Below are 21,646 nucleotides of genomic sequence, written 5' to 3'. Positions count from 1 at the left end.
CCGCTGAGTCCAACCGATGATCTTATCGGTTTGGATTAGCGGCGTTTTTCGTCTATACTGAAATATGTTACGTTTTTGAACAATTCGCGTGATCTGTCGATGCAGGTTGTTTATATAATAGGAAATTATGCTTCAATGATGAGCCATACTAACGAAAATAAGCAGCATAGCTGTCCTGGAGAATAGGGGAGGATATCAATATGGAAAATAAGCAGGATCGACTTATTCGTGGCACAGCCATGGATGGAAGGGTTAGAGCTTTTGCTGTTCGGACAACTCAATTGGTAGAGGAATTGCGGAGAAGGCATGATACTCATCCTACGGCAACCGCTGCTTTGGGGCGAACCCTCACAGCAGGTGCTATTATGGGTTCTATGCTAAAAGGCAAAGAGCGATTGACCATTCAAGTTAAAGGTGATGGACCGATTGGGCAAATCGTCGTTGATGCCAATGCTTTAGGGGAAGTGCGAGGTTATGTTACTGAACCGCATGTGCATTTGCCGAGCAATAGTATGGGCAAACTGGATGTAGCGGGTGCCGTAGGTACAGAGGGGTTTATTCATATCATCAAGGATTTGGGGTTAAAAGAACCGTATCGCGGCAGTACTCCGATTATTTCCGGTGAACTGGGTGAGGACTTTACCTATTATTTTGCCAAATCGGAACAGACCCCGTCAGCGGTGGGCTTGGGTGTGCTGGTAGATACTGATAACTCGGTTATTGTGGCCGGTGGATTTATTATTCAGTTGCTTCCAGGCTTGAATGATGATGAGATTACTGCGATCGAAAATGCAGTCAGCTCCATTCCACCCGTTACTGCTTTGCTGGATCAAGGGTTGGAACTTGATGAAATGCTGCGCTGGATGCTGCCGGACGTTCGGATTCTCGATGAATTGGATATTCATTTTCAATGTGAGTGTTCACGTGAGCGCGTGGAAAAAACATTGATCAGTTTGGGAGAAAGCGAATTAGAGCAGTTAATTGAGGAAGAAGGACAGGCTGAGGTCGTATGCCACTTTTGTAATGAGGCTTATCAATTTAATAAAGATGAATTGCAAAATCTGTTAGATCAAGCCAAAGCCTAACCGGATGGGCGGTGCAAGCGATGACTACACGGGAAAAAGGATTATGGACAGCTGTCATTATTCTGACCGTTAGCGTCGCCGCCTTGGGTGGTCTTATCATGCTTCGGGGGCTGTCAAAGCCGGGTGATGTAAGCAAGGATGACGGCGATCATACTGTGGCGGAGATGGGTCAGGAAGGCATATCGGAGGAACAGTGGGTAGCGGAACTGAAAAAGCGATATGGAACCAATACGCTATTGCAAATGTTGAATCGTAAAGCCGTGCAGGCTGAAACCAAGCGTCTCGGTATCAAGATCACCCAAGAGGATCTACAGCAGGTGCTGGAGCAGGATAGTAAAGGGTATGACTCAGATCATGCCTATTTTGATGAAATGCAGCGACAGTTTGGCTTAGGTCCGGTTGATTTGCGGAATGAAGCGGAATACCGGATTGGTTTGGAGAAAATAGCCACGCAGGGTATTCAGGTTCAGGAAGCGGAGATTGACGAGTATTGGGAGCAGCATCCTGAGGAATTTGCCGTCGGTAAGCAGATCCAATTGGCAGCTCTTTATGTAGATAATGCGGAGGAAGCAGAAGCGTTGCTAGATCGGGTTAAGCAGGGGGAGAGCTTCGATGTGCTGATTCAAGAGCATGCAGGTAAGCCTTTCGACAAAGATAGCAGTGGACAGCTGGGATGGGTGGAAGAATATGATCCATTGCAACCGGAGGCGATCATGAAGGCGGCCAGAGAGCTTAGCCCCGGGGATGTTGCAGGTCCGATCTCTGTTAACGATGGCTATGCTGTCATTTATGTACAGGATGTCCGGTTGAAGAATTCTCCGGATAAGCAGCAGATCCGGCAGCAAATTCGCCGATCTCTTGCGCTTGCACAAGCCGCTCCTTTGGAAGAGGTCGAGAAGGGTCTGCGTGATAAATATGGAGCGCGTATTTTATCTGGAAAGAATGCATCCTAAGCTTCTCTGTAACGTAGTGAAAGAATATTGGTTTGAAGGAAGCGCGATGCTGATAACGCGGGTTGACAGCATCGCGGCTTATTCACTCGTATTGACATTGGAATTGAAGATTGTTATGATTAGCGTATAAAACCAACTATTTTTATCGGAAATTAATGAACGGCACAAGATTAAAGTAATTGACTAAGAATCATCTACAATATGATTTCGCAATTTTTAATATATCATCTACAGTCAGGGAGGAATTATCATGGCTAAAGTTGTTAATAACATTACCGAACTTATCGGAGAAACACCCCTCGTTCGCCTCAACCGGATCGTACCGGAAGATAGCGCCGAAATCTATTTGAAACTGGAATATCAGAACCCAGGCTCCAGTGTAAAAGATCGTATTGCGATTAGCATGGTAGAAGAAGCTGAACGTGAAGGTCTGCTTAAGCCAGGCGGTACCATTATTGAAGCAACAAGCGGTAATACAGGAATCGGCTTGGCTATGGTAGCTGCTGCGAAGGGCTATAAGGCAGTCATCGTTATGCCAGAAACGATGAGCATAGAGCGTCGTAATTTGTTGCGTGCTTATGGAGCCGAGCTTGTGTTAACACCAGGATCAGAAGGCATGAATGGGTCCGTTAAGAAAATGGAAGAATTGCTGAGTGAGAATCCGGATTATTTTGCTGCTGAGCAGTTTAAGAACAAAGCTAATATCAAAATTCACCGTGAAACGACCGGTCCTGAGATTGTGGAAGCCATTCGTTCCATTGGCGGAACTCTGGATGCTTTTATAGCGGGAATAGGCACTGGCGGAACCATTTCTGGTGCCGGAGAAGTGCTTAAGAAAGAATTCCCTGATATTAAAGTTGTGGCTGTAGAGCCCGCTTCTTCCCCGCTGTTAGCAGGCGGTAAGCCAGGACCCCACAAGATCCAAGGACTGGGTGCCAACTTTATTCCTGAAATTTTAAACCGTGATATCTATGATGAAATTATTCATGTAGAAAACGATGAAGCTTTCGAGGTAGCACGTAGAGTGGCCAAGGAAGAGGGCATTTTGTCCGGTATTTCATCTGGCGCGGCTGTTCATGCGGCTTTGAAACTTGCTAAGCAATTGGGCAAGGGTAAACGGATCGTTGTCATTGTTCCAAGTAATGGAGAACGTTACCTGAGTACGCCACTATACAATTTCGAGCTGTAATTATGTCGTAATTGTGTATACTATACGTAAGGATTCCCTCATTTCCCTGTTGCAGGGGGGTGGGGGTTTCTTTTTAAGGAGAGAATGTAGACTTATTGAAAAGTAGGGAAGGGGAAGCACACACGGATGAAATCGACAGCTAGAGTGACGGAGGCGCAGTGGCAGGTTTGGCAGGAGGAAGGCTGGAGCATACTTCCCTATATCGCTGAGTACCCATTACCTGTGGGAGGGCTACCGTCATCGTGGCGGAAGGCTTGGGAGGATTCGTCGCCATATGCCTTTTTGCTGGAGAGCGCTAAAGGTGGGAGGTACACCTATCTGGCTTTAAATCCGGTTGCTATATTGGAAGGCAAGGGAGAACATGCAGTTTGGACCGATTTGCAAAGTGGGAAACATGGAGATATACATGGCCAACCTTTGAAAGTCATGAACAACTGGATCGCTCCTTACCGTGCACCGCGTGTACCTGGCATGCCTTTTTTCTCCGGGGGATTTGCGGGTTATCTTGGCTACGATGTAGCTCGCTCGTTGGAGCGTTTGCCATCTCAAGCTGCAGACGATACGGGCATACCTGATTATGTATGGATGAGGGTGAATGAGCTATGGATTTATGATCACGAAAAATCCTGCATATATTGTGCTGTTCATATGCCTGCTCCTGCGCATTCCGATAAAGTCAGCCGTGATACCGATATGACCAATCCCGTTATACGGGATGGGCCAAATCCCATACTTTGCGAGCATTATGCGGAAGCTGCCCAACGTGCAGAACGTATGCTGATTCAGTGGAATAACATCATAAATGCAGGAGAGATTGATCCTGCGTACCCTCGTCGTTGTGCTAGGCTTGCCGAAGAGGGGCTAGAGGCTGCTCATCAAGAATCTGATGGTTGGACAGCGGCATTCAACCAACAAGATTTTGAACATGCCGTAAGACGTGTGCAGGAATACATTGCCCAAGGGGATGTATTCCAGGTTAACTTGTCGATTCGTCAGCAACGTGCCCTTACAGCCCTTCCTGAAAATATATATGAATGGCTTCGTCTGCTGAATCCTTCCCCTTATATGGGTATGCTGCGTATGCCAGATTTACGGATCGTCAGTGGCTCACCAGAATTGTTGGTGAAGCTGGAGGATGGACGTGTGAGCGCCCGACCTATTGCAGGTACGAGAAGAAGGGGGCTAACACCGGATGAAGATGCCGCTATGGCAGCAGAGCTTCTATCAAGCGAAAAAGAACGCGCCGAGCATATTATGCTCGTCGATCTGGAGCGTAACGATATCGGACGGATTGCTGAATACGGATCGGTGCATGTGCCTGAACTGCTGACTGTCGAATACTATTCGCACGTTATGCATCTGGTATCTCAGGTTGAGGGAAAATTAGCCCAGGGTCGTACAGCTATAGATGTAATTGCTGCTACCTTTCCAGGCGGAACCATTACCGGGGCACCCAAGGTGCGCACCATGGAAATTATTGAAGAATTAGAGCCCGTTCGTCGGGGTCCTTATACAGGGTCTCTTGGATGGATTGACTATAACGGCAATATGGAATTAAATATTATAATAAGAACACTAGCTGTTAAAGGCAGCACTGCCTATTTACAGACAGGTGCGGGGATCGTCATTGATTCAGACCCGTACAGGGAATATCGGGAATGTCGGAACAAGGCCAGAGCTGTCATGAAGGCGGTACAATGTGGTGAAGAAGAAGCTGCTTTGAGCAGAAGCGGTATCACAGGAGGGTGAGTCGTATGATTTTGGTGATTGATAATTATGATTCGTTTACGTACAATCTTGTTCAATATTTGGGTGAACTTGGCGAAGAAGTAACCGTAAAACGGAACGATGAGATTGATGTGAAAGGCATAGAAGAGCTGGCACCAGAGCATATTTTGATCTCGCCGGGTCCATGCACGCCGAATGAGGCGGGGATATCACTGGATGTGATCAGCCATTTTAAAGGTCGCATTCCGATTTTTGGCGTTTGCCTCGGCCACCAGGCTATCGGACAGGCTTTTGGCGGTAAGGTTATCCGGGCTGAACGACTCATGCACGGTAAAACATCACCGATTCTTCATCACAATACATCGGTGTTTGAAGGCTTGCCTTCTCCGTTCACAGCAACCCGGTATCACTCATTGCTGGTGGAACGCGAGAGTCTGCCTGAGTGTCTAGAGATTACCGCAGAAACCGCGGAAGGTGAAATTATGGGTTTGCGGCATAAAGAATTTGCCGTAGAAGGAGTTCAGTTCCATCCAGAATCCATTATTACGGATTACGGGCATCAACTATTACGCAATTTCCTAAAACGCAAGGTAGGCGTCTGATTCATGAAATATATCGGAGTCAACGGCGTCCTCACGGAAGCCGCAAAAGCCGTGATTCACGTAAGTGATCACGGCTTTTTATACGGAATGGGCTTGTTTGAAACATTCCGCACCTACAAGGGTGTTCCATTCTTACTGGATCGGCATCTGCATCGACTACAGAAAGGTTGCCGAATGCTCGGCATTCCTTTTCAACCGGATGAGGAGCAGCTTACGAGACACATCCAACATCTGATGGTGGCGAATGGACTGGATGAAGCCTATATCCGCTACACCGTATCAGCAGGCGAAGAGGTGCTAGGATTGCCGACGGGGGACTATACGCGCCCCAACCATATTTTGTTTGCGAAACCGTTACCCTCTACCAATACACAAACCGGGCAATCCATTTCCCCATCGGCGCTTCAGTTGTTGCGAACCCCCAGAAACACTCCAGAGGGTGAGGTTCGTTTAAAGTCGCTCCATTATATGAATAATATTCTTGCGAAGCGGGAACTTCAGCAGTATGCCGAGGCTGTCCGTTATAAGGCTGAAGGAATGATGCTTACGGCCAATGGTTTTCTGGCGGAGGGAATGGTCAGCAATCTGTTTTTTGTGCGGAATAATACGCTGTATACCCCTGACTTGTCTACAGGAATTCTGCCAGGCATTACGCGTGAATTCATTTTGGAGCTGGCGTATCTGCGAGACATTCCTTGTGAGCAAGGTTTGTACCGCTGGGACGAGCTGAAACAGGCTGATGAAATTTTTATGACCAACTCTATACAAGAAATACGGCCCGTGGATTTGTTGTTGGAGCCGGGTGGAGCAACGAACCATGTATCGGTTCCCTTGACGCAACCCAGGTCCATAACAGCTTTGCTGTTGCACGATTATAGACAGAAAGCAGGGATCAAGTGAACATACCGACCCTTTATCAACGTAGTTACCGAATGGGGGATGCCGAGCTTACGCTCGGACACTCCACACAGATCATGGGTATACTGAATGTGACCCCGGATTCATTTTCCGATGGAGGATTACATTATAGTCCCGATATTGCTGTTTTACATGCATTGAAGCTGGTGGAAGATGGAGCCGATATCATTGACATTGGTGGGGAGTCTACCCGTCCGGGTCATGATCCGGTAGGTGTGGAAGAGGAGCTGGCACGGGTCATTCCGGTCGTCCAAGCCATCCATCGTATTGCACCGCACATTCCATTATCTGTAGATACTTACAAAGCCGAAGTAGCGAGAAAGGCACTCGAGGCTGGCGCACATATCATTAATGATGTGTGGGGGTTTAAGGCAGACCCTGATATGGCGCGTGTAGCTGCCGAATTCGATTGCCCGGTCATTTTGATGCATAATCGTCATGATCGTAATTATAGTGATTTGGTTTCTGATATGCTGTCTGATTTAAAAGAGAGTATCCGATTAGCGCTGGATGCGGGGGTACGTGAGGAACAGATCATTTTAGACCCAGGCATCGGTTTTGCCAAGGATTATGATGAAAATATCCATGCCATGACTTCTCTCGATACATTGAGTCAGCTAGGCTTCCCACTGTTATTGGCTACGTCACGCAAAAGATTTATTCGTACAGCACTCGATTTGCCTGTGAATGATGTAGTGGAGGGCACGGCGGCTACTGTTGCTTTTGGCATTGCTCAAGGTTGCCAGATTGTGCGTGTACATGATGTGGCACAAATCAAGCGCACCGTACGTATGTGTGATGCGATGGTGTACGGGTCTAAAAATGCACTGAGTTATGGTGGTTAGAAGACGCTTCATGAATGATTTGATCCTACGATCGCTGTTGCAACGGGATTCTTTGAATTGGTAAAACATATGACTGTAAGAATCCCGTTGCAAAGGCGAGCGCTCCGCTTCTTCGGATTCAAATCCTTCATTACGCTACCACCAGCATAAAGTCACTTGATTAGAAAAATCTAATAAAAAACAGGGGGTCTACCCACGATGGATAAAATGGTTTTGCATCGTATGGAGTATTACGGATATCATGGCGTTTTTCCAGAGGAGCGCAAGCTGGGACAGCGTTTCTATATTGATTTGGAACTGGAGCTTGATCTGCGTGAAGCGGGTGAGCAGGATGCTTTGGACAAAACGGTTAATTACGCCGAGGTACATTACACCGTTAAAGATATTGTAGAAAAGGAATCTTACCAATTGATTGAAGCTTTGGGCGAACGTATTGCATCTTCCCTACTGGACACTTATACTAGTGTCAATGCACTGACTGTTAAAGTCACGAAGCCGCATCCGCCGTTTGATATTCATTTTCAAGGCGTGACGGTTGAGCTTTATCGCGCAAGAAAGTAGGAACGATACATGAATGCACATTCGACCTCTGAGGGATCAGAGGCTTATATTGCTTTAGGGGCTAATTTGGGGGAGCGCGAGCATACCCTGTATGAAGCCATTACGGCGCTGGACGAACATCCGGGTATACGGGTGATGCGGTGCTCCAGCCTTTACGAAACAGAACCTGTTGGGTATCTGGATCAACCTTCTTTTTTGAACATGACGGTAGCCGTATCTACAACACTTGCTCCAGAGGAGCTTCTGGTATATATGCTGGAGGTGGAGAGTCGTCTGGGGAGAGTAAGACATATTCCTAATGGTCCACGAACCATTGATCTGGACTTGTTATGGATGGGAGCGGCGCAACTGGCTAAACCGGATTTGGAGCTTCCTCACCCTCGTATGTTGGAGCGTGCTTTTGTGCTGGTTCCTTTGGCTGACATCGTTCCGAACCAAGATCCGTCCGGTCTGTACAGTATCGTGCATACTGCATTGAATTCTGTGGATGGAAAGGACGGCATACAGCTTTGGAAAACATGCAGCTGGCGCAACGACTCCGCGCCTTTCGGAAGCTAAAAGGGTTCACACAGCAGGAGTTGGCAGAACGTACTGGTATATCTTTGACTGTATTAGGTGCTGTGGAGCGAGGCAATCGTACAGTAGACCCAGACATGCTGAACATCATCGCCCAAACGCTAGAGATTGAAGTCCGGGAATTGACGGATTGACGATAAGTATACGATATAAAAGAAGGAATAAAGGGGTGAACAGATATGTTGAAAATCGGCGATATTGAAATGAAAAACCAAGTCGTCTTGGCACCCATGGCAGGCGTGTGCAATCCTGCTTTTCGCTTGATCGCCAAGGAATTCGGTACAGGCTTGGTATGTGCAGAGATGGTTAGTGATAAGGCCATCATTCACGGCAACAAGCGTACACGTGAGATGCTGTTTGTAGATGAGCGCGAGAAGCCGCTTAGCTTGCAAATTTTTGGAGGCGACCGCAGATCTTTGGTGGAAGCTGCGAAAGTCGTAGACCAGGAGACGAATGCAGATATTATTGACATCAATATGGGCTGCCCGGTTCCCAAAGTGACCAAATGTGATGCAGGCGCTCGTTGGCTGCTTGATCCAAACAAGATTTATGAGATGGTATCGGCGGTAGTGGAATCGGTAAGCAAGCCGGTTACCGTCAAAATGCGTATTGGTTGGGATAGCGAGCATATTTATGCCGTAGAGAACGCTCGCGCTGTTGAACGTGCCGGAGGTCAGGCCGTTAGCGTACATGGCCGTACACGGGAGCAACTGTATACGGGACATGCGAATTGGGATATTATAAAAGAAGTTAAAGAAGCAGTTTCCATTCCTGTAATTGGAAACGGTGATGTGGCATCACCGGAAGATGCCCGCCGTATGCTGGATTTGACCAATTGTGATGGCGTTATGATCGGACGTGGTGCTCTGGGGAATCCGTGGATGCTCTACCGTACGATTGAGTACCTGCAAACGGGCGAGCTGTTGCCCGATCCTTCACCGGAAGAAAAAATTCGTATTGCCATTCTGCATATGGATCGTCTGGTTGCATTGAAGGGTGAAGCAGTAGCTGTCCGTGAAATGCGTAAGCATCTGGCTTGGTACCTCAAAGGGTTTAAAGGTTCGGCACGTATTAAGGATGTCATTATGGAAGAAACAAAGCGCGACGATATGGTACGCATTTTGGATCAATTTGTATCTCAATTGCACATGGTAGATAACGATGAGCCTTTTACAAGTGCTGCTTCTCCTGCTGCTGTTGCGCAATAAGGAAGCTGTTCCGGCCTGTGCACGCGATTGACTTTTCCAATTGCTTGCCCTATAATCGTTCAGTATAAAATCTTGATGTATGCTACAAATTGTGTGCAGCTCTCAAGACAACAGCAGGAAATGTTCTCATTCCCTCAGAGTGGCATATTATGTTTTGAAAGCGTGCATTCCGATGCACTTTTAAACTTTTCCCATGACAGGAGAATCGGTTAAGATGAGCGATAAAGAAGTCATTCTGACACAGGAAGGTCTTAGAAAGCTCGAAGATGAGCTTGAGAACTTAAAGTCTGTCAAACGCCGCGAAGTGGCTGAACGGATTAAGGTAGCCATCGGATACGGAGATATTAGTGAAAACTCCGAATATGAGGATGCGAAGAATGAGCAGGCCTTTATTGAAGGCCGTGTAATTACGTTGGAAAAGATGCTACGCAATGCCCGCATTATCAATAGTGATGAAATTGACACCGATGTTGTGGGAGTAGGCGCAACTGTGACCGTTGAAGATTTGGAATTCGGAGATATTACAGAGTATGCTATCGTAGGTTCAGCCGAATCTGACCCGCTACAAAACAAGATTTCGAATGAAAGTCCGGTTGGCAAGGCAATTCTCGGTAAGAAAAAGGGAACTGTTGTGGATGTCACCGTTCCAGCAGGCGTTATTCAATATAAAATCGTGGATATCAAGAAATAAGACACGGACTTTGGAATTTAGTGTAAAAGCTTCCTTGTGGAAGCTTTTTTTCTCTACACCCGGACGGACCCCGGCCCGTCTATTCATATTGAAGGAGCTGATTTAGCACCATGTCGGATGAAACTACTAACCAGGAATCACAAGAAAATCGCGAGGAATTAAGTGAACTATTGCAAATTCGCCGTGCCAAATTGGACGAGCTTCGCTCATTGGGCATTGATCCCTTTGGACGCAAATACATACGCACGGCTGAAGCGGGCGTACTACTGAGCAAGTATGACAGTTTGACTAAGGAAGAACTGGAAGAAAAGAATATTGAAGTTAGCATAGCAGGTCGTATTATGGCTAAACGTGTGATGGGGAAAGCCAGCTTTGCTCATATACAGGATCTTAGCGGACGTATTCAAATTTATGTTCGTCAAGACACGGTACCTGAATCCAAATATAAAGCATTTGGTATTTTGGATCTGGGCGATATTGTTGGTGTTAAGGGTGTGCTCTTTAAAACCAAAACAGGCGAAACGACAATCAAAGTGCTGGATATTGAGGTCTTGTCCAAATCCTTGTATCCATTACCAGAGAAATATCATGGCCTGAAGGATGTTGAATTGCGTTACCGTCAGCGGTATGTCGATTTGGTTATGAACCCTGAAGTACAAAAAACGTTCATTACACGGTCCCGTATTATTCAATCCATGCGTCGTTATCTCGATTCGCTCGGCTATTTGGAAGTTGAAACTCCAACATTGCATTCTATTGCTGGCGGAGCGGCAGCGAAGCCATTTGTTACGCACCATAATGCATTGGACATGCAGCTTTATATGCGTATTGCTATTGAACTCCATTTAAAACGACTAATTGTCGGCGGAATGGAGAAAGTATATGAGATCGGTCGTGTTTACCGTAATGAAGGTATTTCGACCCGCCATAACCCTGAGTTTACGATGATTGAGCTGTATGAAGCGTATGCTGATTATAAAGATATCATGCAATTGACGGAAAACATGGTTGCACATATTGCGCAGGAAGTACTAGGCACACAGCACATTCAATATCAAGGCCAGGAAGTGGATCTGACGCCGCAATGGCGCAGAGTCTCCATGGTTGATGCTGTTAAAGAAGTAACAGGCGTAGACTTTAGCGTGCAGATGAGTAATGAAGAAGCTCATCGTCTTGCGAAAGAGCATAAAGTTTCGGTTGAACCGCATATGACATTTGGCCATATCCTGAATGCATTCTTTGAGCAGTTCGTAGAGGAAACGCTTATTCAACCGACCTTTATTACTGGACATCCGGTTGAAATCTCACCGTTGGCCAAGAAAAACGAACAAGATCCGCGGTTTACGGATCGCTTCGAGCTGTTCGTGGTTGCTCGTGAGCATGCGAATGCGTTCACTGAGCTGAATGATCCAATCGACCAGCGCCAACGTTTTGAAGCACAATTGCTGGAACGTGAGCACGGTAACGACGAGGCGCATGAAATGGATGATGACTTTATCCGCGCCTTGGAATACGGGATGCCACCAACAGGTGGACTGGGCATCGGCATCGATCGTTTGGTTATGTTGCTGACAGATGCGCCTTCCATTCGCGATGTGCTGCTTTTCCCACATATGCGTAACCAACAGTAGAATAACATAACATTATGAATATAGAGGATCAGCCGGGCTTCCCGTGTCTTGTTCCTCTTTTTCATAAGAACGGATGGAGAGAATACTCTAATGAAACGCAGCGTCAAGCTTAGTCGGTTTGCATCGCCTCCTTTTATATTGGTCATCGGATATTTATTGATTATTGCATTGGGTACTTTGCTACTGATGCTTCCTGTTGCCAATCATAGTGGTCATGCTCCGCATTGGATTGATTCGCTTTTTACGTCCGTCTCAGCCGCTTGTGTCACAGGACTGGTCGTTGTTGACGTCGATTCAACGTATACGATGTTTGGCGAAACTGTCATTTTGGTGCTGATGCAGCTAGGCGGTCTGGGGTTTATGACCTTAGCGACCTTGTTTGCGCTGTTGTTGGGGCGGCGATTATCGTTAAAGGATCGGTTGCTGCTTAAGGAGGCTATTAATGCCGATAGCATGGAAGGGATCGTGCGTATTATTCGCAAGGTGCTGATCTTTTCTTTTACCATTGAGGCGATAGCTGCCGTCGTCTTGGCTTTGCGGTGGATGCGAGAGATGCCTGTCGGACAAGCAATCTATTATGGAATATTCCATTCCGTTTCCCTCTTTAATAACGGGGGATTCGATCTGTTTGGGACTAGCTTCCAACAGTACGCTGGAGATTTTGTTTTCAATATAATTGCATCTGTGCTCGTTATATCTGGAGGCTTAGGTTTCCTTGTACTTAGTGATTTGTTCGATTTTCGCCGTACCCGAAGACTGTCTCTACACTCCAAAATGGTACTTAGCGTGTCGGGAGTGCTCATTGTGATTGGTGCGCTGGTTATATTTATTTTTGAGTTTACCAATGCACGAACCTTGGGCGCGTTGAACTGGGAAGGCAAAGTATATGGAGCTGTCTTTCAATCGGTCTCCACGAGATCATCAGGTACGAGCACAGTCGATATCAGCGGGTTAAGACAGGCAAGTCAGTTTTTTATTATGTTGCTGATGATTATCGGTGCTTCTCCGGGCTCCACGGGAGGAGGAATTAAAACGACTACGTTCCTGCTTATGGTAGGTGCGCTAATCGCCGTCATGCGAGGACAGAAGGAAATTGTATTTTTCCGCCACAGGGTCCCTAACGATATCATGATGCGGGCGCTGACCATTATTGTACTGGCCCTATTTATATTCTCGATTGTGGTTGTACTGCTCCTAATGACAGAGGATGCCCCATTTCTCTCCCTTGCATTTGAGGCTGCTTCCGCAATCGGAACGGTAGGCTTGTCCGTAGGAGTAACGCCAGGATTGTCTGATGCAGGCAAGCTGATTATTTGTGTGACCATGTTTATTGGTCGGATTGGTCCTCTTACGATTGCCTATGCCATTCGTCCACGCTCGACCAAGACATTGTACCGTCGTCCCGAAGGGCATATTGTAATTGGATAGTGTATCTGTAAAAAAGATGTACCCGTGCTGATCAGCATAGGTACATCTTTTTTCATTTCAGATCATCATAATTCTTTATGGGTAGCATATCATGTAAAATGCCCATTTTGAGAACAAAACGAAATGATCTGAACAGATACTGTTTTTCGCAGAAAAAAACGGCTATTTGTTTCCTTTTATGTAATTATAGACAAAATACTAGGAATATTATGTATAATATTGTATGATAGTGGGCATGAAAGGGGGATAGTTGAGGTAAATACCAATTTCTAATTTGAAAGGAATCATCTATTATGTATTTATTTATTATTAGTGCTGAAGTTTTATTTTGGGTTTTTGTTGTTGCAGGCTTGATCGCAAGGTATATGTTTGGCTTGAAGAAGTTAGGCGGTCTTCTTTTACTATTTACCCCCATTATTGATATCCTGTTACTGATTGCGGTGTTCATCACGGTGAAAAGTGGCATGGAGATTACGACTGCTACTGGCTTGGCGGCCTGTTATTTTGGTATTACAGTAGCATTTGGTCATAGGTTAATTAAGTGGGCGGATGTACGGTTCTCCCATTGGTTTGGTAAGGGACCCAAACCTGAACGCAAGTATGGTGCTGCTCATGCAAAAGAGGAACGGATAGGTTGGTTGCTTCACCTTTTGGGTTGGGCTATAGGTAACGCTTTGTTGCTCGCCATCATTGTGTATGTTAATGATCCTCAGCGTACGATGTCTTTGGAGGGCATTATGCAAACATGGGCAATCGTTCTGGCAATCGACTTTGTTGTCTCCTTTAGCTATACTGTAGCTCCCAAAAAACAAAAGCGTAGTCTATAAAGGTTAAGGCTTTACACTTAGATGATATCTGGCTGGTCACTCAGGATGTTCAAATCGGAAGAGTCATTGTTGGTGAAAATGAAGTGGTTACTTCCGGTAGGTGGGTGATTCTGTCATCGGAATGTAAATATTTACAAAAATATGCGGATTTTATGTTTAACTCGCTTTGACAGTCACCTTGTTTTTGCCTCGCTACCTTTTTTCACACACATGTATTCCTTTCGATTTGAACACGACCAACAGAAGCAACACAACTATTTCTTGTGAGATGACAGACAGCATACACGATGTGTTACACAAATTTTAAAATAAATTTTGTGATTTGCCTAAAACGTCGCCTATCCAAGTTTGGCAATTAACGCGATAATATTCCAGGAAAGATTACATATGTCTATAAATGTAGACATACGCAATTAAGTTGTTATTTTGTTTAAAAATGTAAAAAAAGAAAGGTGGTTTCTGTGGCAGTACTACTGAGCGGTAAGAACATTTTGATTATGGGCGTGGCTAATAACAGGAGTATTGCCTGGGGGACAGCTCAATCTTTAGCTGCTGAAGGAGCACAGCTCATTTTTACTTACGAAAATGAGAGGGTTGCAGAGCGGGTACTAAAGCTCGTTGAAACCATTCCGGGAGCACTGGTCTGTCCTTGTAATGTACAAAGCAATGAAGAGCTTGATGCATTGGCGGATTTTCTAAAAGAAAAAGTAGGCGTATTGCATGGTTATTTTCACAGTGTCGCCTATGCTAAGGCTGAGGACTTGGATGGCTTGTTCGTTGACACTTCTCGCGAGGGGTTCGCTGTTGCACAAGAAATCAGTGCCTATTCTCTGGCTGCTGTATCCCGTCGAGTATACCCACTGATGACAGAGGGTGGAAGTATCGTCACCATGACGTATATTGGCGCAGAACGAGCGATCAAAAATTACAACGTTATGGGTGTAGCGAAGGCTTCACTGGAAGCCAGCATGCGCTATCTGTCGAATGATCTGGGCACATATGGCATTCGTGTAAATGCGATTTCCGCTGGTCCGATACGGACCTTGGCTGCCTATGGCATTAAAGATTTTAACACAATGCTCAAACATATTGAAGAAACTACGCCCCTACGCAAGACGGTTGATACGTCGGAAGTCGGAGATACGGCGTTATTCCTATTTTCCCATTTATCGAGAGGCATTACGGGTGAAGTTATCCATGTAGATGCTGGATACCATATTACGGGGATGTAAGGAGGGAACGTTGTGCTTATTACGCATACGGATTGCCGTATTATCTCACCTGAAGGAGTTATGACTAGGGAGCGTCTGGAGCGAGACGTTACGATCTTCTCCCGGATGTTGACGCTCAGAGGAATTCCCGAAGACGGTAGAGTGATTCTGAAAGCGGCCAATTCCTATTGGTTTGTTGTGTCTCTGTTCTCCCTGTGCAATATTGCTGTTTCGGTGACTGTGGTGGACGAGCAGACTGTGCTCGATGAGGTGGCCCAAATCTATGATGAAGCGGGTGCCTGTTGCATCCTTACGGATTCCGATTTAGAACTTCCTCATGCTCTCGTTATTCTGATTCAAGATCTGATTCAAGAAGAAGCAGTACACCCGGATTGGGTGGGAGAGCCAAAGCTTGAAGCCCTCGACTTTAGCAAGTGGTGCGAGAGGTCAGATGCGCTCATTCTGTATTCTTCAGGTACGACGGGCAAACCCAAGGGAATCGTGAAGGCTGGTTCAGCTTTTATGGAGAATATCAGGCATTCCATACACGCCATGAACTACCTACCGTCTGACCATATGCTCCCCGTTGTGCCTTTTTCTCATTTTTATGGAATCTCACTTATCTTCTCCTGGTGGTTAACTTCATGTTCTCTCATCATCTGCAATCCAAAAAACCTCTGGAGCGTCATTGCAAGTATTACGAAAGACCGGGCGACGGTCGTAGACGCTAACCCCTCTGCTTTTTACACCTTGTTGCGTATGCTAAACCGAAAACCCGAACAACTGGAAATGGTCAAGGAAGCTCCGGTGCGCATGTGGTGCGTAGGCGGTTCCCCACTTACCCAGGACCTTGAAGAGAAATTTAACAACATATTTGGACAGCCCCTGCTGAATGGTTATGGCCTTTCTGAACTGGGCAACGTTACGCTGGGGACGCTAGAGTGTCCGAAGGGTTGTGGCCTACCATTACCTGGTGTGGATCTGAAAATACTAGATTCTACAGGCAACCAGCAGGCGGACGGTATCGTAGGCGAAGTGTGGATACGCAGTGCTGGATGCATGGAAGGTTATCTAAATCGTCCAGACCTGACGCAATCCGTTCTACAGGACGGCTGGTTCAAGACGGGGGACCTGGGCTATCTGGATGACGGAATGCTGTATGTCATTGGTCGCAGCGGTAAGACGGTCAACCGGATGGGCTATATGGTCTCTCCAGTCTATATCGAGGACCGAATTGGTTCGCTAGGCTACCGATCCTGCGTGATTACCTTGGAAGATGAGGCTAAAGGGACATTGCTTGTCGCATTCATCGAAAGTGATTCCTCACAGGTCGTGCCTGTGCTCCGCAAAGAGATGAGTCAGGTACTCCCTTCATACATGTTTCCCGATCTTTTGCTTCCGCTCGATCATTTTCCTTTAAATCGCAATGGAAAAGTAGATCGTCTGGAGATGGAGCGTGTTGCTCTAGAGAAAGCTGCTTCTCGCAAAGCATAACAAGATATATACCAAAACTGCATACAGGAAAGGGAGAATGTGCCATGAGTATAAATCCAGAACTGGCAGAAAACACACTGTTTCTGAAAAGGCATGAATCTATTCTGAAATGCCTCAATTATTTGATTGAAAATCGGCAGGAAGTGATGGATATTCTCACACAATTTTCATCCTATCGGGCTGCCAATGCAGAAATTGACTCCACGATCCTCACACTTCAAGGTGCTCTGCAAGAAGTTCAGACCTATCAGCCAAGCTGGCAACAATCTATGGCTGTATTTATGCCTTCCAACGTCATTTTGTACTCCTATGCATTATACCTCTTGATTCCGTCCCTGTACGTTGAAAATATAGACTTTCGTCCTTCTTCTCACGTAAACGAGTACGTTAACATGCTGCATGAAAAGCTTCAGGCTGTACATGGATTACCCATCTATATTCGTAAAGTTAGCCAGAAGGTGTTCATGGAGAATTCCGTGATGCCAGCTGATATTGTGGTGTTCACCGGAAGCTATACCAATGCAGAGAAGATCAAAAAACAGATTCGAAAAGATCAGCTCTACATTTTTTACGGACAAGGACTAAATCCTTTCATCATCGGACCTGATGCAGATCTGGAGCTGGCGGTTACCGATGTGATCCGAATGAGATTGTTCAACTCTGGACAAGACTGCCTAGGCCCCGACATCATTCTGGTACATCAAGATGTGAGTGAGCATTTCAAAGATCTGCTGATTCAACAGCTTGACCAACTCGTGTTTGGTGCCAACGATGATCCGAACGCAAACTATACCCCTATATTCTATAAAGACACGCTATATTCGGTTTCCGAATATTTCAACACGAACGATAAGTTTATTATTTACGGCGGCGGCATTGATTTCCGTACGAAAAAGATGGAGCCAACGGTTGTATATAGTGAATTGGATCAGAATCTGGAGATTATTGAGTATTTTTCGCCAGTCTTCAATGTAGTTAGCTACCAAGACGACGAGCAATTGATCAAGCGTATTTCCTCCAGTTATTTCAGTGAACGTGCAATGGGTTGCAGCTTATACGGATCGGAGCACCTGACTGACGTTCTGCGAAAGAAGCACACGCTGACCATTAATCAGACGCTTGAGGATGTGGATCAAGGTAATAAGCCTTTTGGTGGATACGGCACGATGTCGAACTATATTTTTTACGATTTCAAGCTCATTTCGAAGCCGATCTTGATTTCAGAAATTGTCGCAGAATATTTGTCGGAAAAGAGGAGTTTGGTATGACTGCGAGCTTCTTTCCCTGGGATGCCATCATTGGCTACTTAAAATCGGCTGGGGTTCAGCATCTCTTTGGATTACCAAGTGATGATCTCAAAATCGTATCGTCACTCCCCTCATCCGGTATGGATTTTATCCTGTGCAAAGATCAACGCAATGCTGTGTTCATGGCAGCAGGTTATGCGCTCACCACCAACCAGATGTCTGTGTGTGTTGTGGGGAAAGGCCCTGCGCTCAGTAATACACTCACAGGGCTGCTGGAAGCCAAAAACCTGGGCGCTCCGCTCCTGCTTCTGGCGCTTGGCACTGGCGGAGACAAGCTGGGTACCCGATCCTTTCAGGAAGCGGATCAAATCTCACTCGTGAAGCCGCTCGTAAAATGGGCTTATCGTGTCGAGCATGTGGATCGGCTTGTATGGGCGATGGAGCGGGCTGCCTTTTTGGCTATCAATGGAGCACCGGGTCCTGTCTATATCGAACTCCCTGAAAATCTGATGGACCAGCCTATGCCAACAGGGCTTCAGTTTACCCCACCAGAAAAGCTGTCGTGCTCTCCGTCTCGTCGGGAGTTGGATGCATCGTGGGGAATTATTGAGAACGCCCGCAGGCCACTCATTCTAGTCGGAGGCGGAATGAAGTCAGGTACAGGTGATGTGATTGAGCGGTTTGCTAACCAACATGGAGCGGCCTTGTTCGCAACCGCCTCGGGACGGGGTGTAGTTGATGAAGACCACGAACTCTTCTGTGGTGTTGCGGGACTCTATACAGATCTTAGTCTAAGACAAATCTGGAAGGAATCTGATGTGGTAATCACACTGGGCAGTCGATTGGAAGAAACGGCTACTTTTGAGTGGGATATTTTGCTACAGGATACACCTTTGATTCAAGTCAATGTAAATCTAGAGGATTTTGCACACGAGTACAGGGGTATCAAGGTGCTTGGTGATGGATATGCAGCGGTGGAGCAGTGGCTTGAACGGCGCAGCCAGGAGCCTGATGGAGTGTGGCTTGAAACGATTAGGAGCTGTAAACAGGAGGCTTTTTCTCACAGGGCTATTTATTTGGAAGAGCTGAAAAAGACCCCTGGAATCCACGTTCCTGAGCTGTTGGACATGATTCAGACGGAGTTCCCTGAAAATCTGGTGCTTCTTCAAGAGAATGGATTGCAGGATATGTGGTCCTATTTTTATCCATATTTTCGTTTTGCCCAAGGCTCTCTTTCGATTGTTCCTAGTGATCAAACGAGTCTTGGATTCGGTGCGGCTGCTGCTCTGGGAGCAAGCGTGGCAACACAACGTCCAGTAGTAGCACTCGTAGGTGACGGTGCGTTCAATCTTTTCTGTTCGGATTTTATGACGGCGGTGGAGTATCAAATACCGTTAATCTATCTCGTACTCAATAATGGTGGGTATGGTTGGTTACAGAATCAGATGAATTATAAGCATCTCACAGGGCAGTCCCTCCCGTTTGTTTCTGAGGCGGCTAAGACAGGAATTCAAATTCCTCAGTACGAGTTTGTGGAAAGCCTTGCAATTCGGAGTAAGGGAGAGGCACGCGAACAGCTTCAGCTTGCTTGGCAAAAGTATCAGGAGAACAAGCTTGTGGTCGTCGAGGTATATGCTGATCTTGCGGATGTGCATGAAAAAATCAGTCATGTGTATGGCGACTTTCCTCTCTACGAGCAACAGGCTTCTAAGAATTAATTTCAATGAAGGACGTGGATACAGTGAGAAGACGTGTTGTAGTGACTGGACAGGGAGTCGTAACGCCGGTCGGGCTTAATCTTACGGATTTCTGGAATTCACTGTTGGAAGGAAAAAGTGGAATCGGACCTGTCACTGCTTTCGATACAGCGGACATTCCGACAAAGATCGGTGCACAGGTTACGGGCTTTGACCCATTGCAATATATGAGCAAGAAGGAAGCTAATAAAGTCGCACAGTTCACTCAGTTTGCTTTGGCGGCTGCCCGGCAGGCAGTGGAGCAATCAAAATTAGTGATTGATGAGCGGAATGCAAGCCGCGTGGGAGTTATTGTCGGCTCTGGAGCAGGCGGCCTCGACGTTATAGAGGAGAACTTTGGGAAATTAACAAAGCTTGGTCCCAAAAGAGTTTCTCCTTATTTTGTTTCCTCGATGATGATTAATTCAGCACCTGGTGAAATCTCCATTGCTATTGGAGCCAAGGGGCCTTCTTTTGCTGTGGTTACGGCTTGTGCCACAGGAAGTAATGCCATTGGTGAGGCATTACGTACGATCCAGTACGGCACGGCTGATGTCGTGGTTGCCGGTGGAGCAGAAGCCAATTTTAGTCAGCTTGATCTGGCATCTTTTGCGAATATCCATGCTCTCTCCAGACGTAATGAAGAGCCGCAGAAGGCTAGTCGTCCGTTTGATGTGGATCGCGATGGATTCGTCATCGGTGGAGGAGCAGGAGTCTTGGTGCTGGAGGAGTTGGAGTATGCTTTGAACCGCGGAGCCACCATTCTGGCCGAAGTTGTGGGTTACGGATGCACAACTGATGCGTATCATATCACGGCTCCAGATCCCTCTGGCTCCGGCCCGGCAGAAGCGATCAATATCGCACTGCAGGATGGCGGCTTAACACCGCAGGAAATCGACTACGTCAATGCCCACGGTACGAGTACGCCATTTAATGATCGTATGGAGATTAATGCTATTCAAAAAGTATTCGGGGAGCATGCCCCCCGTTTGGCGATATCGTCTATTAAATCCATGACTGGTCATTTAATGGGCGGTGCAGGGGCAGTCGAATTAATTGCGACTGTGCAGAGTATGATTCACAGCAAAGTACCACCGACACTCAATTGCGACAATCCTGAGGCTCCTGAATTGAATTTTGTGCCGCATGTATATCAGGAACGCGAGGTCCGCGCGGCGATTAGCAATTCATTTGGTTTCGGAGGGCACAACGTCTGCCTTGCTGTTCGCAAGTGGGAAGGGGAATAAGCCTGTGAGCGAAGAGCTAATCCATATCCCGGATGTGCTTCCGCATCGGTACCCATTTCTTCTGTTGGATGGCGTGACCGGGTACGAAACGTCGCAATGGGCGAAGGGATACAAGCTTGTCACCTGGAGTGAGTGGTTCATTACTGACACTAACCCATACATGCCTCCTATGTTGATTGTGGAGTCGCTTGCACAATTAGCGGCATTCGCTGCGATTGATAAAAAAGGCATTTCATACCTGACTAACCTCAATGGAATTCGATTCCACAGCTTGGCCAAGCCTGGAGACCGAATTGATCTCTATTTTGAAGTGATCAAGCGTCGGCGGGGCTATATTCTCGGAAGCGGTCGGGCTTCCGTAGGGGATCGATTGGTGGTTGAGGCGGAAGAAATTGTTTCACTGGATCAATGACGGGGTGGAAGCGCACGTTAAACTGTCCTTTTGTCCTCCTGACTGCCAGGTGCAGCG

General features: G+C 46.6%; 21 protein-coding genes. All 21 read left to right on the top strand.

The window, feature by feature from the left end:
* The first annotated feature begins 200 nt into the window (after positions 1 to 200).
* Entirely contained in the window at positions 201 to 1,085 is an 885-nt protein-coding gene (hslO, locus tag WA407_RS24200) for an Hsp33 family molecular chaperone HslO (protein ID WP_165179763.1), read from the top strand.
* 20 nt (positions 1,086 to 1,105) lie between these two features.
* A complete protein-coding gene (locus tag WA407_RS24195) occupies positions 1,106 to 2,038 on the top strand; it encodes a peptidyl-prolyl cis-trans isomerase (RefSeq protein WP_336078581.1) in 933 nt (310 codons plus the stop codon).
* 250 nt (positions 2,039 to 2,288) lie between these two features.
* A complete protein-coding gene (cysK, locus tag WA407_RS24190) occupies positions 2,289 to 3,227 on the top strand; it encodes a cysteine synthase A (protein WP_061831241.1) in 939 nt (312 codons plus the stop codon).
* Between the two features lie 126 nt (positions 3,228 to 3,353).
* Positions 3,354 to 4,976: an anthranilate synthase component I family protein gene (locus WA407_RS24185; RefSeq protein ID WP_336078580.1), complete on the top strand. Its 1,623-nt coding sequence runs from the start codon at positions 3,354 to 3,356 to the stop codon at positions 4,974 to 4,976.
* Between the two features lie 5 nt (positions 4,977 to 4,981).
* Positions 4,982 to 5,557 carry an aminodeoxychorismate/anthranilate synthase component II gene (pabA, locus tag WA407_RS24180; RefSeq protein WP_013308153.1) on the top strand — a complete coding sequence of 192 codons (576 nt, stop codon included), beginning with the start codon at positions 4,982 to 4,984 and terminating at the stop codon, positions 5,555 to 5,557.
* Between the two features lie 3 nt (positions 5,558 to 5,560).
* Positions 5,561 to 6,457, top strand: a complete 897-nt coding sequence (locus WA407_RS24175) for an aminotransferase class IV (protein ID WP_336078579.1) — start codon at positions 5,561 to 5,563, stop codon at positions 6,455 to 6,457.
* Positions 6,454 to 7,320: a dihydropteroate synthase gene (folP, locus tag WA407_RS24170; protein ID WP_336078578.1), complete on the top strand. Its 867-nt coding sequence runs from the start codon at positions 6,454 to 6,456 to the stop codon at positions 7,318 to 7,320. The genes WA407_RS24175 and folP overlap by 4 nt, the downstream gene beginning before the upstream one ends.
* Before the next feature lie 198 nt (positions 7,321 to 7,518).
* Complete coding sequence (folB, locus tag WA407_RS24165) at positions 7,519 to 7,881, top strand: dihydroneopterin aldolase (protein ID WP_023986457.1); 363 nt, start codon at positions 7,519 to 7,521, stop codon at positions 7,879 to 7,881.
* A gap of 9 nt (positions 7,882 to 7,890) precedes the next feature.
* The gene (gene folK, locus WA407_RS24160; protein ID WP_336078577.1) at positions 7,891 to 8,439 is read left to right on the top strand and encodes a 2-amino-4-hydroxy-6-hydroxymethyldihydropteridine diphosphokinase; all 549 of its coding nucleotides are present in this window, start codon (positions 7,891 to 7,893) and stop codon (positions 8,437 to 8,439) included.
* On the top strand, positions 8,391 to 8,591 hold the full coding sequence (locus WA407_RS24155) for a helix-turn-helix domain-containing protein (RefSeq protein WP_235306857.1): 201 nt from the start codon (positions 8,391 to 8,393) through the stop codon (positions 8,589 to 8,591). Before folK ends, WA407_RS24155 begins: the two co-directional genes overlap by 49 nt.
* A gap of 45 nt (positions 8,592 to 8,636) precedes the next feature.
* Positions 8,637 to 9,665 carry a tRNA dihydrouridine synthase DusB gene (dusB, locus tag WA407_RS24150; RefSeq protein ID WP_336078576.1) on the top strand — a complete coding sequence of 343 codons (1,029 nt, stop codon included), beginning with the start codon at positions 8,637 to 8,639 and terminating at the stop codon, positions 9,663 to 9,665.
* A 214-nt stretch (positions 9,666 to 9,879) separates the two neighbouring features.
* Positions 9,880 to 10,356 (top strand): transcription elongation factor GreA, encoded by a 477-nt coding sequence (gene greA / locus WA407_RS24145; RefSeq protein WP_013308160.1) that lies wholly within the window; start codon positions 9,880 to 9,882, stop codon positions 10,354 to 10,356.
* Positions 10,357 to 10,466: 110 nt separating this feature from the next.
* Complete coding sequence (lysS, locus tag WA407_RS24140; protein ID WP_061831234.1) at positions 10,467 to 11,987, top strand: lysine--tRNA ligase; 1,521 nt, start codon at positions 10,467 to 10,469, stop codon at positions 11,985 to 11,987.
* 90 nt (positions 11,988 to 12,077) lie between these two features.
* Complete coding sequence (locus WA407_RS24135; protein WP_336078575.1) at positions 12,078 to 13,415, top strand: TrkH family potassium uptake protein; 1,338 nt, start codon at positions 12,078 to 12,080, stop codon at positions 13,413 to 13,415.
* Between the two features lie 293 nt (positions 13,416 to 13,708).
* On the top strand, positions 13,709 to 14,242 hold the full coding sequence (locus WA407_RS24130) for a hypothetical protein (protein ID WP_061831232.1): 534 nt from the start codon (positions 13,709 to 13,711) through the stop codon (positions 14,240 to 14,242).
* 461 nt (positions 14,243 to 14,703) lie between these two features.
* Entirely contained in the window at positions 14,704 to 15,474 is a 771-nt protein-coding gene (gene fabI, locus WA407_RS24125; protein ID WP_013308164.1) for an enoyl-ACP reductase FabI, read from the top strand.
* A gap of 12 nt (positions 15,475 to 15,486) precedes the next feature.
* Positions 15,487 to 16,947, top strand: a complete 1,461-nt coding sequence (locus WA407_RS24120) for a class I adenylate-forming enzyme family protein (RefSeq protein ID WP_053324333.1) — start codon at positions 15,487 to 15,489, stop codon at positions 16,945 to 16,947.
* A gap of 44 nt (positions 16,948 to 16,991) precedes the next feature.
* Positions 16,992 to 18,215 (top strand): aldehyde dehydrogenase family protein, encoded by a 1,224-nt coding sequence (locus WA407_RS24115; RefSeq protein WP_061831230.1) that lies wholly within the window; start codon positions 16,992 to 16,994, stop codon positions 18,213 to 18,215.
* Positions 18,212 to 19,912: a thiamine pyrophosphate-binding protein gene (locus WA407_RS24110; protein ID WP_336078574.1), complete on the top strand. Its 1,701-nt coding sequence runs from the start codon at positions 18,212 to 18,214 to the stop codon at positions 19,910 to 19,912. Before WA407_RS24115 ends, WA407_RS24110 begins: the two co-directional genes overlap by 4 nt.
* A gap of 23 nt (positions 19,913 to 19,935) precedes the next feature.
* Complete coding sequence (fabF, locus tag WA407_RS24105) at positions 19,936 to 21,177, top strand: beta-ketoacyl-ACP synthase II (protein WP_069290771.1); 1,242 nt, start codon at positions 19,936 to 19,938, stop codon at positions 21,175 to 21,177.
* Between the two features lie 4 nt (positions 21,178 to 21,181).
* A complete protein-coding gene (locus tag WA407_RS24100) occupies positions 21,182 to 21,589 on the top strand; it encodes a 3-hydroxyacyl-ACP dehydratase FabZ family protein (RefSeq protein ID WP_025721676.1) in 408 nt (135 codons plus the stop codon).
* Positions 21,590 to 21,646 lie beyond the last annotated feature (57 nt).

This window comes from Paenibacillus sp. 203, from assembly GCF_037027525.1.
In the GTDB taxonomy this organism is placed as follows: Bacteria; Bacillota; Bacilli; order Paenibacillales; family Paenibacillaceae; genus Paenibacillus; species Paenibacillus polymyxa_B.
The sequence above is the reverse complement of the archived record's forward strand: the minus strand, read 5'-3'. Positions and strand labels throughout refer to the sequence as shown.